Raw genomic sequence first — 14,521 nt, forward strand, 5'->3', positions numbered from 1 at the left:
ATGATCATAAACAAAAGGAGAAACCGAACAAAATGTTTTCCCATACATTCGACGGGTACGAAAATCCGTAACCCCGTTTCCTCCTTTCTTATTTCTTTAGATATATTGTACAAGAAACAATTATTAATTTTAAAAAATATCCGGCTCCTAGACAATTGAATTTCTAACTAATCTTTAACAAATTGCATTTACATTTTTAATTAAAAAAAATAAACCTGCTCTTTTGCAGGTCAAGCAATGTGCTTCAGTTTTTGTGTATATTGAATTTTCAGGTGTTCGAGTTTTTCAAGATCCATATAATCCCAGAAGGAATTAAAGTTAGGTTGGGCACAAGCTTTACTGAAGTGGAATTCTTGATCCAACGGGCGGGCCAAGAAGGACCCTCTCCTTTCCTCAGCCAAACCGGCCTTGAATATATTCTTCCGTCCGGCGATCCCGGGGCCGGGTAAGCAGTTGCCGGGTGTCATTTGCTTCCAACACTTCTCCGTTTAAGAAAAACACGGTTTGATCCGACACCCGGGCGGCTTGTTGCATATTGTGAGTGACCATCACAACGGTGTAATTTTCCTTTAACTGGACAACCAACTCTTCCAAGCGTTCGGTGGAAACCGGATCCAAGGCGGAAGCCGGTTCATCCATCAAAATGATATCCGGCTCCACCGCCAACACGCGGGCAATCACCAAACGCTGTTGCTGTCCTCCCGACAACCCCATGGCCGACCGGTGAAGCCGGTCCTTCACTTCCTCCCATAAATGGGCTTGCGTCAATGTCCGTTCCACAATCTCATCCAGCTTCTTTTTTTCTTTCACCCCGTGAACACGGGGCCCGTACGCCACATTATCGTAAATGGAAACGGGGAAAGGGTTGGGTTGTTGAAAAACCATCCCCACTTTTTTCCGGAGTTGCACCAAGTCCACTTCCGGTTCATAAATGTTTTTCCCGTCGATCAAAATCCGGCCGGAAGTCTTCACCCCCGGAATCATGTCGTTCATCCGGTTGATGCTCCGGAGCAAGGTGGACTTCCCGCACCCGGAGGGACCGATCAATGCTGTGACTTTGTTTTTCCTGATATTGAATTGAATGTTTTTCAACGCCTGCTTCTCCCCATAAAAGAGATTGAATTGTTTAATGGAGATTTTGTCCGCCATTTGACTCCCCTTCCTTCAACCAAATCGTCCGGTCAAATAATCCCCGGTCTCTTTCTTCCCGGGCCGGGTAAACAGCTCTCGGGTCTCATTCCATTCAATCAAACGCCCCATATAAAAATAAGCCGTATAATCGGAAACCCGGACAGCCTGCTGCATGTTGTGGGTCACCATGACAATGGTGAACTCTTCTTTTAATTCCCGGACCAACTCCTCGATTTTGGCCGTGGATACCGGATCCAGCGCGGAAGTGGGCTCATCCAGCAAAAGGATTTTCGGTTTCATGGCAATGGCTCTGGCAATGCACAACCGTTGTTGCTGTCCGCCGGAAAGCGTCAAGGCAGACTGATGCAAACGATCCTTGACTTCCTCCCACAACCCGACTTTCTTCAAGCTGTCCTCAACGAGTCCGTCCAGCTCTTTTTTCTTGGCTCCGTAAATCCGGGGAGCAAAAGCAATGTTTTCATAAATCGATTTGTGAAACGGGTTGGGGCGTTGAAACACCATCCCGATCCGGCGCCGCAAGGCATTGGCATGGATCCCCGAGTCGTTGATGTCAATGCCCTCCACCAAAATTTTTCCTTCCACACGGGCGCCCGGAATCGTGTCATTCATCCGGTTTAAGCATCGCAAAAAGGTGGACTTCCCGCATCCTGAAGGGCCGATCAATGCCGTGACATGATGTTGATGGAAAGGGAGATTCACATCTTTCACCGCATGATTTTCGCCGTAATAAACGTTCAAACCGACGGTTTCCAACTGAACCACCCGGTTTTTCGTTTCCGGTTGCCGGCCCTGTTTTTTCTTTTCCTTCACAGGCAACCCGACCGTTTGTAACATCCCGCATTCCCCCTTATCGACTGGATGTAAGGCGTGCATGAATCCACCGCCCCAACCAACGGGCAAGCAGATTGAAAATCAAAACAGCGATCACCAGCAAAGCAGAAGCCCCGGCAGCCACTTCCTTGGCATCAGGAATGATCCCTTCGGCATTGACTTTCCAAATATGAACCGCCAGCGTTGATGCCGGACGGAACGGATTGATCGGTGAAGCCGGTGAGGTGACATCCCAATGGGTAAAATCCAGCGGAGGCGAAGTCATTCCCGCGGTAAACAACAAAGCGGCGGCTTCCCCAAACACACGGCCCGAGGCCAAAATGGTCCCGGTGATGATCCCCGGCAATGCAGCAGGAAGCAACACTCTGCAAATCGTTTGCCAATGCGTCACTCCGAGAGCCAGACTGGCTTCCTTCTGCTCCCGGGGAACCGAGGCCAAAGACTGTTCCACAATCCGCACCATCAAAGGCAGGTTAAAGACGGACAAAGCCAGCGCCCCCGCCAGAAGCGAATATCCCCATCCGGTGTATTGGACAAACACCAACAAGCCGAAAAGACCGACCACAATCGAAGGAAGGGAAGACAACACTTCGATACTCAGGCGTATGAAACCGGTCAGTTTGCCGGGTTTGGCATACTCCGCCATGTAAATGCCGCCACCCAGCCCCAACGGGATGGTGATCAACATCGTCAACACCAGAAGATAAAAGGAATTGAACAACTGCGGCCCGACACCTCCGCCACCGGTCAAAACCGAACCCGGCGCTTCGGTGATAAACGCCCAATCCACCACTTTCAAACCGCGCATCAATATAAAACCGATCAGTCCGAGCAACATTCCGACGATCAAAACGGCGATCGCATAAAAGATCGCGGTTGCGATCCGGTCGGTAACTTTTGCGTTCATGTCAATCTTCTCTCCTTCGGGAAATAAAACGGATCAAAAAAATAAAAATCAGGGTCATGAGAAGCAAAATCAGTGCCATCGACCACAGCACATCATGTTCGGTTGTTCCTTGGACGGTATTTCCCATGTTTAAAGTGATCACACTGGTCAGGGTGCTGATGGGGGTGGTGAAGCTGACCGGCAAATTGGGGGCATTTCCGATCACCATTTGGACCGCCAAGGCTTCCCCGAACGCCCGGGCCATTCCCAAAACCACTCCGGTCATCAATCCGGGCATCGCCGAACGAACCACCAGCCGGGAAATGGTTTGCCAGCGGGTGGCCCCCAGTGCATAAGAGCCTTCCCGAACCATTTTGGGGACGGCTTGAATGGCATCTGCCCCGACACTGATGATGGTGGGCAAAATCATCACGGCCAAAACCAGCATTCCGGATAACAAGCCGAATCCCAAACCGCCGGCCACGCTGCGTATCCATGGAACAATGACCGTCAGGCCGATGAATCCGTAAACGACAGACGGAATTCCCACCAACATTTCAGTGACCGGCTGCAAAATTTTCCTCCCCCAACCCGGCGCAATTTCCGTCATAAAGATGGCTGCACCGATCCCGAGCGGGGCACTGATGATCACCGCACCCGCGGCAACCGCCAGCGAACCGGCCACAAAAGTAAGCACTCCGTAAAAAGGGCCGCCTTGCTCCGGTGAAATGGCGGGACCCCATTGCAATGAAAAAAATTCAGACAAGGTGATTTCGTTTCGGAAAAACGGGGCAATTCCTTTGGAAGCAATAAACCAGATGAGCGAAAATAAGGTCACGATTAAAATCCACGCACAAAGAAGCGTGATGATTTTTCCTCGTTTTTCAATTCTCAACATTTTCCGTTCGGGCTGAATCAGTTCTTCTTTCAGCGAACGGTTTGCGGAAGCAACTTGTTCCATCTTCCATCTCCTTCCTGTCCAATGAAAGGGACAGAGTTTGCAAACCCCTGTCCCGTCAGGATGCCGGAAATTTATGATTGGATCGGTGTCACCTTGCCTTCAACGTCCCGCTCCACCTTCATTTCGCTGATGGGGATATACCCCAGTTTTTTCACCAATCCGTTTTGCACTTCATCGGACTGGATATATTGGATGAAAGCTTCTTCCAACTCTTTGTTTTTGCCGTTTTTATGGGTGTACATGTGTTCATACGCCCAGATTTTCCATTGATTGGTGTACACATTTTCATTGGTTGGCTCGACACCATCCACTTTCAATGCCCGCACCGAATCATCCACGTAAGAGAAGGCGAGATATCCGATGGCTCCGGGCGTTTCCGAGACGATTTTGCGAACCGTTCCGGATGATTCTTCCTCAATGCCGCCTTCACCGCGGAATTCCTGATTTTCGTTTAATCCGTATTTGGTGAAGGCCGCCCGTGTCCCGGAGCTGGCCGGACGGTTCACCAGGACAATCGGCTGATCTTTTCCGCCAAGCTCTTTCCAGTTTTTGATTTTGCCTGTGAAAATATCAATCAGTTGTTGCCGGGTCACATCACCGACCCCGATATCCGGATGGACAACCGGTGCAATCCCGACAACGAACACTTTATGATCAACGACTTGATTGGGATCGATTTTTTCTTTTTCTTCAGCGAAGACATCGGAATTTCCGATATCGGCCGTATCATTCATGACCGCACTGAATCCCGCTCCGCTTCCACCGCCCTGAACATTGACTTGCACGCCGGGATTCTTGGCGGTAAAGGCATTGCCCGCTTCATCGACGAGCGGTTGCATGGCGGTGGAACCCACCACGGTCAACGTGCCGGACAACTGTCCGTTGCCCTCGCCTTGGCTGTTGCCTCCACAACCGGTCAAAGTTCCGAGGGCGAAAAGCAAAACACCTGCAAGTAAAAATCCTTTTTTCAGCATGGTAAAAGTCCCCCTACCGTCAGGAATGATTCCGTTTAACACTTTGAACTTTAATCTTTTTCTTTTATATACAAATAAAACAGCTGTTAAGATTCTGTTAATCTCTCACAGCTGTTTTGATTCACACGATTTCGTCCTCCTTCAGGTGCAGGGGAAAAGTCAACCGGAATGTCGTGCCTTGTCCCACCTGGCTTTCCACATCAATCTTCCCTTGGTGCACTTCCACCAAATGTTTCACAATGGCCAATCCCAGCCCGGTGCCTCCCGAATCGCGGGATCTGGCTTTGTCCACCCGGTAAAAGCGTTCAAAAATGCGCGGCAAATCTTCGGCCGGAATGCCGATTCCCGTATCGCGAACCACAAGCGTCCATTCTTTGTCATCGCCGGTGGCCCGGACGGTGATGCACCCGCCTCGTGGAGTGTAGTTCATGGCATTGGAAAGCAGATTCAACAAAATTTGCCTGAACCGGTCCTGATCCACTTCCACCTCAAAAGGTTTCGGAATTTCCATGGAAAAGGAAAGCCCTTTGCTGAAGATCCGGTCTTTGACCGTCTTGCTCACATTTTCAAGCAGGTTTTTAACCGGAACCTGCTCCAATTTCAAAATCATCCTTTTTGATTCGATTTGCGTCAATTCCAGCAAATCGCCAATCAGCCGTTCCAACCGCAAACTCTCTCCATGAATAATCCCAAGAAATTCCCGGCATGTTTCCTGATCGGACATCGCTCCATCCAACAATGTTTCGGCAAATCCCCGGATGGAAGTGATCGGTGTTTTCAATTCATGGGACACATTGGCCACAAAATCTTTGCGCAATTGTTCCAGACGCCGGATGGCGGTCAAATCATGAAAAACCACTACCACGCCGACTCCGTTTTTTTCCACCCACATCGGTGCCAGGTTGGCTTCCAGCATCTTTTCTTCCGGATAGTACAAATGGATTTCTTTACGGATTCGCATGTTTTTTTCGGCACATTCGGTAATGAGCGAGCGAATGTCATAAGGATAAGTTAATTGCTTAAAAGAACGGCCGATCAAATCACTTTCGGGAATCCCGAACATCCGCTCAAACGCCCGGTTGGCCAGACTTACTTTGCCGGTAGCATCAATCATGATCAAGCCGCTTTCCATCGATTCGATGATGCTGTTTAACCGGCGTTCGTTTTTCCGGATCATTTCCATCTGTTTTTGCAAACTGTGGGACATCCGGTTGATCGCTTGCCCCAAATGCGCCATCTCATCCCCGCTTTCATGCCGGACCCGGCGATGAAAATTTTTGCGGGCAATGTCGACCGCCACTTGGGTGATTTCTTCCAACGGACGGGTGACTCCGCTGGCAATGCGGGAACTGAAAAAAGCGGCCAAAGCATAAGCAATCAAAAGTCCCAACACCAGGGAAACCCACACTTGGTGCAGTGACTGATTCACAACTTTGATATCCAAAGACAGCCGGATTGCCCCGACCACTTCTTTTCCTTTTTGAACCGGAACGGCAGCATGCAAATAATCATCCCGGATCGCGGTTCGCACACCCCCGTCTTTCCCGCTTGCCAATGCATTTTTCACTTCGGGAAATTGCGGCCCTGTTTTTGAATCCAATGACGCTTTGCCAAGCGGCCTGCCATGGACGTCAAAGAAATCGACGTGCACTCCCAACGTCCGCTCATACAACTCTTTTTGCTTCTTCAATGCTTGCTGATCCGTCCATTGCACGGTTTCAGCCAGCACTTTGCTTTCTTTTTCCAAGCGGTCGGTTAATGAATCCAAATAGGAAGATCGGAGCAGCAAAGCCACAAAAACCCCGGTTCCCAGCACGGAGCACCCGATCAAAATCAAAAAAGACCATGTGATTTTCGCTCTCAGTGATCTCATTTTTCTTTGGGCCCTTCAAATTTATATCCGATTCCGCGAACGGTTTTGATATAGACGGGGTTGCGCGAATCCGCCTCGATCTTGTCGCGCAAATGGCTGACATGAACATCCACGATCCGGGAATCGCCGACATAATCATAATTCCACACCGCATTGAGCAATTGATCCCTTGACAGCACTTTTCCACGGTGGCAGGCCAGGTATAAGAGCAACTCAAATTCTTTCGGGGTTAAATCAATTTCCTGGTTATCCCTTAACACCACATATCCTTCCGGATCGATTTGCAAATTCCCGATCCGCATCACCGACGGGTTCCCGCGTTCCTGCGCTTCCTTTCTCAACACCTCAATCCGGCGGAAAATGGCTTTGACACGTGCCAAAAGCTCCCGCGGGCTGAATGGTTTGGTCATATAATCGTCGGCACCGAGCTCAAGCCCCAGCACTTTATCCAGTTCATCCGTTTTGGCCGTCAGCATCAAAATGGGAATATGCCTTTTCTCCTGCCTGAGCCTGCGGCAGACTTCCAACCCGTCCATTTTGGGCAACATCAAGTCCAACACCACCAGATCCGGATGAAATTGATCCGCCATCTCCAACGCCATTTCCCCGTCATACGCCACCTCAACCTGATACCCTTCTTTCTTCAGATTGAATTGCACCAACTTCACAATGGACGGTTCATCATCCACCACCAGGATTTTTTTGCTCATTACCGTTCACCCCTTTTATTCTCGTCATGAATTATTCCAAATTATTTCATCTTTTATTTACAAAGCAAATCATAACATAACAAAGTTAAGAAAAAGTAAAAAAAGCACCTTCCCATAAGAAGGTGCTTTCGTCCTTTATCAAAAATTATCCAACAGATTGTCCATCATGGGATTTAAGGGTTGCGGCGGCAATACATCGATTTCTCCTTCCGCAATGGTGCGCTCATCGCCGGTGACCCGAACCTGTAAAGTAATGTTCCGGTCCGCCGGATTCTTGTCCTTCACCGTCAGTGAAAAAGAAATTTCATTTTCCGGGTGAAAGGTTTCAGGAAAAGACAAACGCATCTCTTTCACAACGCTTCCGGGACCCGGCAGCTCTGAAGAAATCAATGCGGATATCCAACTGACAATGAGTCCGGACGGAACGATCACCTGGCGGTATCTTATCTGAGCCGCATAACTTTCTTTCAGGTAAATGGGATTGCAGTCGTCTGCCGCTCCCAGATATGCAAAAATATCACGCAAAATCACCTTTTTCTTGACTTGAATCCCGTCGCCCACTTGTATTTCGTTCCAACCTTTTCCTGTGGTCACTAATTTTCCAAAGTCCAAGCGAACCCCTCCCTATGTATCCGCTTTCATTTTAGCATACTTGAATGAAAATTCATAGAAAAGCAAAAAGACTTCAAAAAAGACCTATCCATGCCGGCGGGCAGCTTGATGATCTTGTTTATGCCTAGTTTTCCCTGCCGCACCGTTTTTTCATGCATCCCACCGCCGTTTTTTGGTAAAGAAAATGCCCGGAGCATCGTCCGACTCCGGGCAAAGGCGCTTGTTATTGCTGTAAAACTTTCATCACGCTTTTCACCGATTCCGCCGATTTGTCCAAGGCTTTCTTTTCCTCTTCCGTCAAATCGAGAACGATCACTTTTTCCAAACCGTTTCCGCCCAAAATGGTCGGCACCCCGAGATACAAATCGTTGTAACCGTACTCGCCTTCTAGATAAGCAACCGCCGGCAAAATGCGTTTTTTGTCTTTCAAAATCGCTTCGGCCATTTGGACCAGCGAAGCGGCCGGCGCATAATACGCGCTTCCGTTCCCCAGCAAGTTGACGATTTCCCCGCCGCCTTTGCGTGTCCGTTCCACAATGGCATCCAGACGGTCTTTGGGAATCAGTTTCTCCAACGGGATGCCGCCTGCATAGGAGTAACGCACCAAAGGCACCATGTCGTCCCCGTGGCCTCCCAAAACAAATCCGCTGACGTCTTCCACCGACACGTTCAATTCCCGGGCAACAAAAGTGCGGAAACGTGCCGTGTCCAACACGCCGGATTGTCCGATCACACGATGTTTCGGGAAACCGGAGGTACGGTAAACCTCATAGGTCATTGCATCCACCGGGTTAGTCAACACAATGATGATGCAATCCGGGGAATATTTGACCACTTGTTCCGTCACGGAACGGACGACTCCGGCGTTGATGTTGACCAGGTCATCCCGGCTCATTCCCGGTTTGCGCGCCACTCCGGCCGTGATGATCACCAAGTCCGAATCTTTGGTGTCTTCATAGTTGCTGGTTCCGATGATGTTGGCGTCAAATCCTTGGACAGGACTGGCTTCCAACATGTCCAACGCTTTTCCCTTCGTGGGGTTTTCCGCTTTTGGGATATCCACAAGTACAACGTCACCCAATTCTTTTTGTGCAAGCATTAATGCTGTTGTACTGCCAGTAAATCCCGCACCGATGACAGAAATTTTTCTGCGTCGTATGGCCATTTGGCATCCTCCTCAAATCTTACAAGTTTTGAATCAGGTGGTCTGCAAACTCAGAACATTTGACTTCCGTTGCTCCATCCATTAAGCGGGCAAAGTCATACGTAACGGTTTTGTTGCTGATGGTTTTGCTCATGGATTGGTAAATGAGATCCGCTGCTTCTTGCCATCCCAGATGTTCCAGCATCAAGACGCCGGACAAGATCACCGAACCCGGGTTGACTTTATCCATTCCGGCATATTTGGGAGCCGTGCCGTGTGTCGCTTCGAAAATGGCGTGCCCGGTTTTGTAGTTGATGTTGGCTCCCGGCGCAATTCCGATTCCGCCAACTTGTGCCGCCAATGCGTCGGAAATGTAATCCCCGTTCAGGTTTAAGGTGGCGATGACATCATATTCGGCAGGACGTGTCAGGATTTGTTGCAAGAAGGCATCTGCAATCACATCTTTTACGATGATTTTTCCTTCCGCTTCGGCTTTGGCTTGCGCTTCGTTGGCCGCTTCCGTTCCTTTCTCTTCTTTGATGCGGTCATACTCGGCCCAAGTGAACACCTGATCTTTGTAGTCACGCTCGGCTACTTCATAACCCCAGTTTTTAAAGGCCCCTTCGGTAAACTTCATGATATTTCCTTTATGTACCAAAGTGACACTTTTCCGTCCATGTTCAATGGCATAATCGATGGCCGCTTTCACCAAGCGCTCGGTTCCTTCCGAAGAAACCGGTTTGACCCCGATTCCGGCCGTTTCCGGGAAGCGGATTTTTTTCACGCCCATTTCTTCTTGTAAAAATTGGATGACTTTTTTCACTTCTTCGCTTCCGGCTTCCCACTCGATTCCGGCATAAATATCCTCGGAATTTTCCCGGAAGATGACCATATCCACATCTTGCGGTTTTTTCACGGGAGAAGGAACGCCTTCAAAATAACGAACCGGACGCAAGCATACATACAAATCCAATTCTTGTCGCAAAGCCACGTTCAATGAACGGATTCCGCCACCCACGGGTGTGGTCAACGGGCCTTTAATGGCAACCAAATATTCACGAATGGCCGTCAACGTGTCTTCCGGCAACCACTCTCCCCATTGGTTGTAAGCTTTTTCGCCGGCATACACTTCATACCAGGCAATTTCTTTTTTTCCTTGATATGCTTTTTCAACCGCGGCATCCAAAACCCGTTTGGCCGCCGCCCAGATATCGGGACCGGTTCCGTCACCTTCAATGAAAGGAATAATCGGATTGTCGGGGACTTGAAGCTTTCCGTTTTGTACTTTAATGGGTTCACCTTTCGTTGGCGCTTCTAACTGTTTAAACAATGCCATCTTTCACACTCCTTTACAATAATCCGAAAAGGGACAGGAGAAAATGGCCCGTCCTGCCCGAACATCCCACTGAACAGGTGCTGGCAAGCATCGATTCAGAGAAAAACCGGCCACCCGTCCGCCTTCACCATTTTATTTTAACAAAATTCAGTGGATCTTGCGAGGTGGGGAGGTCCTGCCCCATCCCGCCATCCGCATTCACGGGATGGGGATGATGCCGGAATGAATAGAAATGCCTTTTACCGTTTTTCAACCGGAACATAACGTTGGTTGGTCAGCCCCACATACTCCGCACGGGGACGGATGAGACGGTTATCCCGATATTGCTCCAAGATGTGAGCGGTCCATCCGGTCACGCGGCTCATGGCAAAAATTGGCGTGAAAAGATCCCGCGGAATGCCCAGATAAGTGTAAACCGAAGCGGAATAGAAATCGACATTGGGCTTGAGTCCCTTCTTCTCCGTCACCAGTTTCTCGATGGAGGTGGACATGTCATACCATTTGCTGTCCCCGTGTTGACTGGACAATTGACGGGACATTTCCCGCAAATGTTTGGCGCGCGGATCCCCGTTTTTGTAGACACGATGACCGAAGCCCATGATTTTTTCTTTGCGGTCCAATTTGTCTTGGATCACCGTTTCGATGCGATCCGGACTTCCGATTTCTTCCAACATGGCCATAACCCGTTCATTGGCACCGCCATGCAACGGTCCTTTTAAGGTTCCGATCGCTGTGGTCACCGCCGAATAGATATCAGAAAGCGTTCCCGTGGTCACCCGGGCGGCAAACGTGGAAGCATTCAGCTCATGGTCGGCGTGGAGCACAAGCGCTTTATCAAACGCTTTCACCGATACGTCAGAAGGTTCTTCGCCCGTTAACATATACAGGAAGTTTGCCGCAAAGCTTAATCCTTTTTTGGGAGTAACCGGTTCCAGTCCTTGGCGGATTCTGGCAAAGGCTGTAATAATGGTCGGGATTTTAGCTGTTAATTTGATCGCTTTTCTTTGATTTGCTTCCAGACTATTATCATCGGCTTCCTCATCATACAGGGCCAATGTGGAAACAGCCGTGCGCAACACTCCCATGGGGTGGACATCTTTCGGATACGCTTTCAATTGTTCATAAATGACATCCGGGATCTCTGCATAATCCTCAAAATTTTTCTTTAACTCGTCCAACTCCGACCGTGTCGGAAGATGGCCTTTCCACAATAAGAAAGCCACTTCTTCAAACGTTGCGTTATCGGCCAGGTCATCAATGTTATATCCACGGTATGTTAAAACCCCATCAATAATCGAACTGATCTCGGAAGAACACGCCACGATACCTTCAAGACCTTTTGCAACCGTCATATGATCGCTCCTTTACTCAAAGATCTATGCCATGTGGGACACTACCTTTATTGAAAACGGTTAAAATTTTTTAATGAATGAACCATCATTCTCTTTACTGATTATAAAACATCTTTTTCAATAAAACATCATTTGTTCGTATTTACACAAATTTTGGACTTTTCTATTATCCTTATTTATTAAATAATAATATTTAGCAGAATCATAATAAATATTATTATTTAAATTTATACATTTTATAATTTTGGTAGTGCCCAGCTTTTTATATCGATTTTCATTTTATCATAAATTGAACAATTTATCACATCAGTTATTCACTATTGTTTATAATTGAACAAATTAAACGAATATTTTGCTTTGATTTTCTCCTTGGTTTGTCTTTTTCCATGGTATAATAAAAATGGCAAAGAACGTTGTAACTGGGAGGTCCCCGTCAGATGGTTTATCCTAAATGGATGGGAATCATTCTCCGGTCCCTTCTGGTGGCCGGCATCCTGCTGGGTACATATTTATTGGTTTCGGTCACCATGCCGCTGGTGTATCCCTTTGTGATCGGCTGGTTGATCGCCATGTTCATCGAGCCGATGGTCCGCTGGCTGAACAAAAGGGCCAAAATCCCCCGTTGGGCGGGAGTGACATTGATCCTGCTGTTGCTTCTGAGCCTGTTGTTGACGCTGATTATTTTTTTGGTTGCCGAAATCGTGGTTGAATTAACGAAGTTGGCGGACTTCCTGCCGGTGATTTTCAATAAGATCGGGCAAACTTTTGTTCAGACATTCACGAAAGAAAACACTGATTTTCGCCGGATCATTGATACCGTGCAAACGTATCTGGAAAAAAATCCCGAGCATGAACAACGCATTTCCCAAAGTATCCAGGAAAACATCGGGGTGATTGCCGATAAAGGAAGCGAATTCATCACCGGAATCCTGGTGGCAATCGGCCAGTTTATCAGCAATCTGCCTTATTTAATCACGGTCCTTGTCTTTATCACGCTTGCCGCCCTTTTTATCGGTTGGGATTGGCCGCGCTTACGTAAAAAAATATTATGGGTGATCCCCGTTGACATACAAAAAACAATCCGGTCCATTTTAACGGATTTAAAAAAAGCGTTACTCGGATTTGTCCGTGCACAACTTGCCCTGGTCACCATCACGGCTGTGATCATGTTGGTCGGGCTGACGATATTAAAAATTCCGTATGCCTTTACCATCGCATTTATCATCGGGCTGGTGGACTTGCTGCCTTATCTGGGTGTCGGCGCCGTTTTGGTTCCTTGGATCATTTATCTGTTTTTGACCGGTAACCTCCAATGGGCAATCGGCCTTTCCATCACTTACGGAATCATTATCACCGTCCGTCAATTCCTTGAACCCAAACTCGTGGCAAGCAGCATCGGCATTGATCCGTTGCTCACCCTGATCTCGTTGTTTGTCGGCTTAAAGCTGTTTGGCATCATCGGGCTGATCCTTGGGCCGGTCACGGTTGTGATTTTAATGGCTCTTCACCGGGCACGAGTCTTCCAAGATATTTGGAAATACATCCTCGGTCATGAACCGCCGGTTCTCCGGCAGAAAAAAGATTGAAATGAAAAAATCCCGTCCAAAGCAAACAAGGAGTCCGATTCGGACTCCTTTTCAATATCTCCGGTACCATATGATTTCCCCACGTTCAAATTTTTTCTTCAACCATCGGATGATCCAATGCTTGACTATTGCACGGGTATAAGGAAAGACCAAAAGAAAACCGGCCGCATCCGTAAAAAATCCAGGCGTGATGAGCAAAATGCCTCCGCTCAAAATACAGGCCCCGTCAATCAAAGCTTCGCCGGGCAATTCCCCTTTTTGCATTTGGATCATGGCCAACCGGTACGTATTCCAGCCTTCCCGTCTGGCTAACCAGGCTCCCAGCACTGCACTCAAAAAGACGAGCATGATGGTTGGCAGTGTCCCGATCCAGCCGCCGATTTCAATAAACAACCAGATTTCCAATGCCGGGATGACAATGATCGCAGTGAGAAGAAGCAAAAACAGATTTCTCATTTTCCTTCCCCCGTGAAACGGATGAACCAATCATAAAGCTCCGGAACCGCTTTCTTCAAATTCACCCGCTTCATGTCCCGGTCCACCCATAAATGAGAGGATTCCCCTTTTGCCAGACATTGGCCGGTCTCATGGTTCAGCACTTCATAAGAAAAAATGATTTTCCACTTGTTCCAGTCTTTGATGCTTGTCCGCACAACCACCAAATCATCATATTTTGCCGAATACAGATATTTGCAGTGAATATCCACAACCGGCAGCAAAATACCTTTCTCTTCCAATTTTTTATATGAAAATCCGTGTTCTCTCATGAATTCGGTACGCCCCGACTCAAACCAAACCAGATAATTGGCATGATAGACCACACCCATTTGGTCTGTTTCCTGATAACGGACACGCAGCTTCGTTTCGGACGTCTTTTTCATCATACGGATTCCCCCTTCGAATAGCACCGGTGACTTTTGACATATTGTTTTATTTGTCAACCTTTTTTTATAATAGCCTTAGCATTAACCAAACGGGAGCTTTCTTCACACATAATTTAAATCTTCCTCTCACATAATGTGAGTAACCACCCTCTTCATCCAATCCATATACAAACAAGGAGGGAGATCAATGAGCCGCAAAAAGAAGAAAAAGTTGCGCAGG

Annotated in this window: 14 protein-coding genes; 1 reads left to right on the forward strand and 13 read right to left on the reverse strand. The window is 48.1% G+C overall.

All coding sequences use genetic code 11. The features are described 5' to 3' along the window. Nucleotides 1–393: 393 nt before the first annotated feature. The 11 genes from pstB (I8U21_RS12965) to citZ all read right to left on the reverse strand — a co-directional run bounded on the left by pstB (I8U21_RS12965) (nucleotide 394) and on the right by citZ (nucleotide 11,831). Complete coding sequence (gene pstB, locus I8U21_RS12965; RefSeq protein WP_181732456.1) at nucleotides 394–1,149, reverse strand: phosphate ABC transporter ATP-binding protein PstB; 756 nt, start codon at nucleotides 1,147–1,149, stop codon at nucleotides 394–396. A gap of 15 nt (nucleotides 1,150–1,164) precedes the next feature. Beyond that, nucleotides 1,165–1,986, reverse strand: coding sequence for a phosphate ABC transporter ATP-binding protein PstB (gene pstB / locus I8U21_RS12970; protein ID WP_181732457.1), 822 nt, complete (start codon nucleotides 1,984–1,986; stop codon nucleotides 1,165–1,167). A 13-nt stretch (nucleotides 1,987–1,999) separates the two neighbouring features. After that, nucleotides 2,000–2,890, reverse strand: a complete 891-nt coding sequence (gene pstA, locus I8U21_RS12975; RefSeq protein ID WP_181732458.1) for a phosphate ABC transporter permease PstA — start codon at nucleotides 2,888–2,890, stop codon at nucleotides 2,000–2,002. A 1-nt stretch (nucleotide 2,891) separates the two neighbouring features. Next, on the reverse strand, nucleotides 2,892–3,830 hold the full coding sequence (gene pstC / locus I8U21_RS12980; RefSeq protein ID WP_181732459.1) for a phosphate ABC transporter permease subunit PstC: 939 nt from the start codon (nucleotides 3,828–3,830) through the stop codon (nucleotides 2,892–2,894). 71 nt (nucleotides 3,831–3,901) lie between these two features. After that, the gene (locus tag I8U21_RS12985; RefSeq protein ID WP_198054045.1) at nucleotides 3,902–4,804 is read right to left on the reverse strand and encodes a phosphate ABC transporter substrate-binding protein PstS family protein; all 903 of its coding nucleotides are present in this window, start codon (nucleotides 4,802–4,804) and stop codon (nucleotides 3,902–3,904) included. Nucleotides 4,805–4,925: 121 nt separating this feature from the next. Next, complete coding sequence (gene pnpS, locus I8U21_RS12990) at nucleotides 4,926–6,677, reverse strand: two-component system histidine kinase PnpS (protein WP_181732461.1); 1,752 nt, start codon at nucleotides 6,675–6,677, stop codon at nucleotides 4,926–4,928. Continuing rightward, nucleotides 6,674–7,387, reverse strand: coding sequence for a response regulator transcription factor (locus I8U21_RS12995; protein ID WP_181732462.1), 714 nt, complete (start codon nucleotides 7,385–7,387; stop codon nucleotides 6,674–6,676). Before I8U21_RS12995 ends, pnpS begins: the two co-directional genes overlap by 4 nt. A 138-nt stretch (nucleotides 7,388–7,525) precedes the next feature. Further along, nucleotides 7,526–7,999: an FAS1-like dehydratase domain-containing protein gene (locus I8U21_RS13000; protein WP_181732463.1), complete on the reverse strand. Its 474-nt coding sequence runs from the start codon at nucleotides 7,997–7,999 to the stop codon at nucleotides 7,526–7,528. Between the two features lie 223 nt (nucleotides 8,000–8,222). Beyond that, on the reverse strand, nucleotides 8,223–9,164 hold the full coding sequence (gene mdh, locus I8U21_RS13005) for a malate dehydrogenase (RefSeq protein WP_181732464.1): 942 nt from the start codon (nucleotides 9,162–9,164) through the stop codon (nucleotides 8,223–8,225). A 19-nt stretch (nucleotides 9,165–9,183) separates the two neighbouring features. Further along, nucleotides 9,184–10,479 (reverse strand): NADP-dependent isocitrate dehydrogenase, encoded by a 1,296-nt coding sequence (gene icd, locus I8U21_RS13010; protein WP_181732465.1) that lies wholly within the window; start codon nucleotides 10,477–10,479, stop codon nucleotides 9,184–9,186. Between the two features lie 239 nt (nucleotides 10,480–10,718). Beyond that, complete coding sequence (citZ, locus tag I8U21_RS13015; RefSeq protein ID WP_181732466.1) at nucleotides 10,719–11,831, reverse strand: citrate synthase; 1,113 nt, start codon at nucleotides 11,829–11,831, stop codon at nucleotides 10,719–10,721. A gap of 437 nt (nucleotides 11,832–12,268) precedes the next feature. Here citZ and ytvI point away from each other — a divergent pair, with 437 nt between their 5' ends. After that, nucleotides 12,269–13,417 carry a sporulation integral membrane protein YtvI gene (gene ytvI / locus I8U21_RS13020; RefSeq protein ID WP_181732467.1) on the forward strand — a complete coding sequence of 383 codons (1,149 nt, stop codon included), beginning with the start codon at nucleotides 12,269–12,271 and terminating at the stop codon, nucleotides 13,415–13,417. A 51-nt stretch (nucleotides 13,418–13,468) separates the two neighbouring features. On the opposite strand, the gene I8U21_RS13025 is transcribed toward ytvI, so the two are convergent. Together I8U21_RS13025 and I8U21_RS13030 are read right to left on the reverse strand one after the other, a co-directional pair. Further along, a complete protein-coding gene (locus tag I8U21_RS13025) occupies nucleotides 13,469–13,873 on the reverse strand; it encodes an FxsA family protein (protein WP_232333883.1) in 405 nt (134 codons plus the stop codon). Then, complete coding sequence (locus I8U21_RS13030; RefSeq protein ID WP_198054046.1) at nucleotides 13,870–14,301, reverse strand: acyl-CoA thioesterase; 432 nt, start codon at nucleotides 14,299–14,301, stop codon at nucleotides 13,870–13,872. Before I8U21_RS13030 ends, I8U21_RS13025 begins: the two co-directional genes overlap by 4 nt. Between the last annotated feature and the right edge of the window lie 220 nt (nucleotides 14,302–14,521).

Origin of the sequence: Thermoactinomyces sp. CICC 23799, from assembly GCF_016055145.1 — a bacterium.
In the GTDB taxonomy this organism is placed as follows: domain Bacteria; phylum Bacillota; class Bacilli; order Thermoactinomycetales; family Thermoactinomycetaceae; genus Thermoactinomyces; species Thermoactinomyces intermedius.

Excerpts from the sequence above, each read along its gene's own strand:
- pstB (WP_181732456.1), bottom strand. The coding sequence starts at position 1,149 with ATGGCGGACAAAATCTCCATTAAACAATTCAATCTCTTTTATGGGGAG.
- pstB (WP_181732457.1), bottom strand. The coding sequence starts at position 1,986 with ATGTTACAAACGGTCGGGTTGCCTGTGAAGGAAAAGAAAAAACAGGGC.
- pstA (WP_181732458.1), bottom strand. The coding sequence starts at position 2,890 with ATGAACGCAAAAGTTACCGACCGGATCGCAACCGCGATCTTTTATGCG.
- pstC (WP_181732459.1), bottom strand. The coding sequence starts at position 3,830 with ATGGAACAAGTTGCTTCCGCAAACCGTTCGCTGAAAGAAGAACTGATT.
- I8U21_RS12985 (WP_198054045.1), bottom strand. The coding sequence starts at position 4,804 with ATGCTGAAAAAAGGATTTTTACTTGCAGGTGTTTTGCTTTTCGCCCTC.
- pnpS (WP_181732461.1), bottom strand. The coding sequence starts at position 6,677 with ATGAGATCACTGAGAGCGAAAATCACATGGTCTTTTTTGATTTTGATC.
- I8U21_RS12995 (WP_181732462.1), bottom strand. The coding sequence starts at position 7,387 with ATGAGCAAAAAAATCCTGGTGGTGGATGATGAACCGTCCATTGTGAAG.
- mdh (WP_181732464.1), bottom strand. The coding sequence starts at position 9,164 with ATGGCCATACGACGCAGAAAAATTTCTGTCATCGGTGCGGGATTTACT.
- icd (WP_181732465.1), bottom strand. The coding sequence starts at position 10,479 with ATGGCATTGTTTAAACAGTTAGAAGCGCCAACGAAAGGTGAACCCATT.
- citZ (WP_181732466.1), bottom strand. The coding sequence starts at position 11,831 with ATGACGGTTGCAAAAGGTCTTGAAGGTATCGTGGCGTGTTCTTCCGAG.
- ytvI (WP_181732467.1), top strand. The coding sequence starts at position 12,269 with ATGGTTTATCCTAAATGGATGGGAATCATTCTCCGGTCCCTTCTGGTG.
- I8U21_RS13025 (WP_232333883.1), bottom strand. The coding sequence starts at position 13,873 with ATGAGAAATCTGTTTTTGCTTCTTCTCACTGCGATCATTGTCATCCCG.
- I8U21_RS13030 (WP_198054046.1), bottom strand. The coding sequence starts at position 14,301 with ATGATGAAAAAGACGTCCGAAACGAAGCTGCGTGTCCGTTATCAGGAA.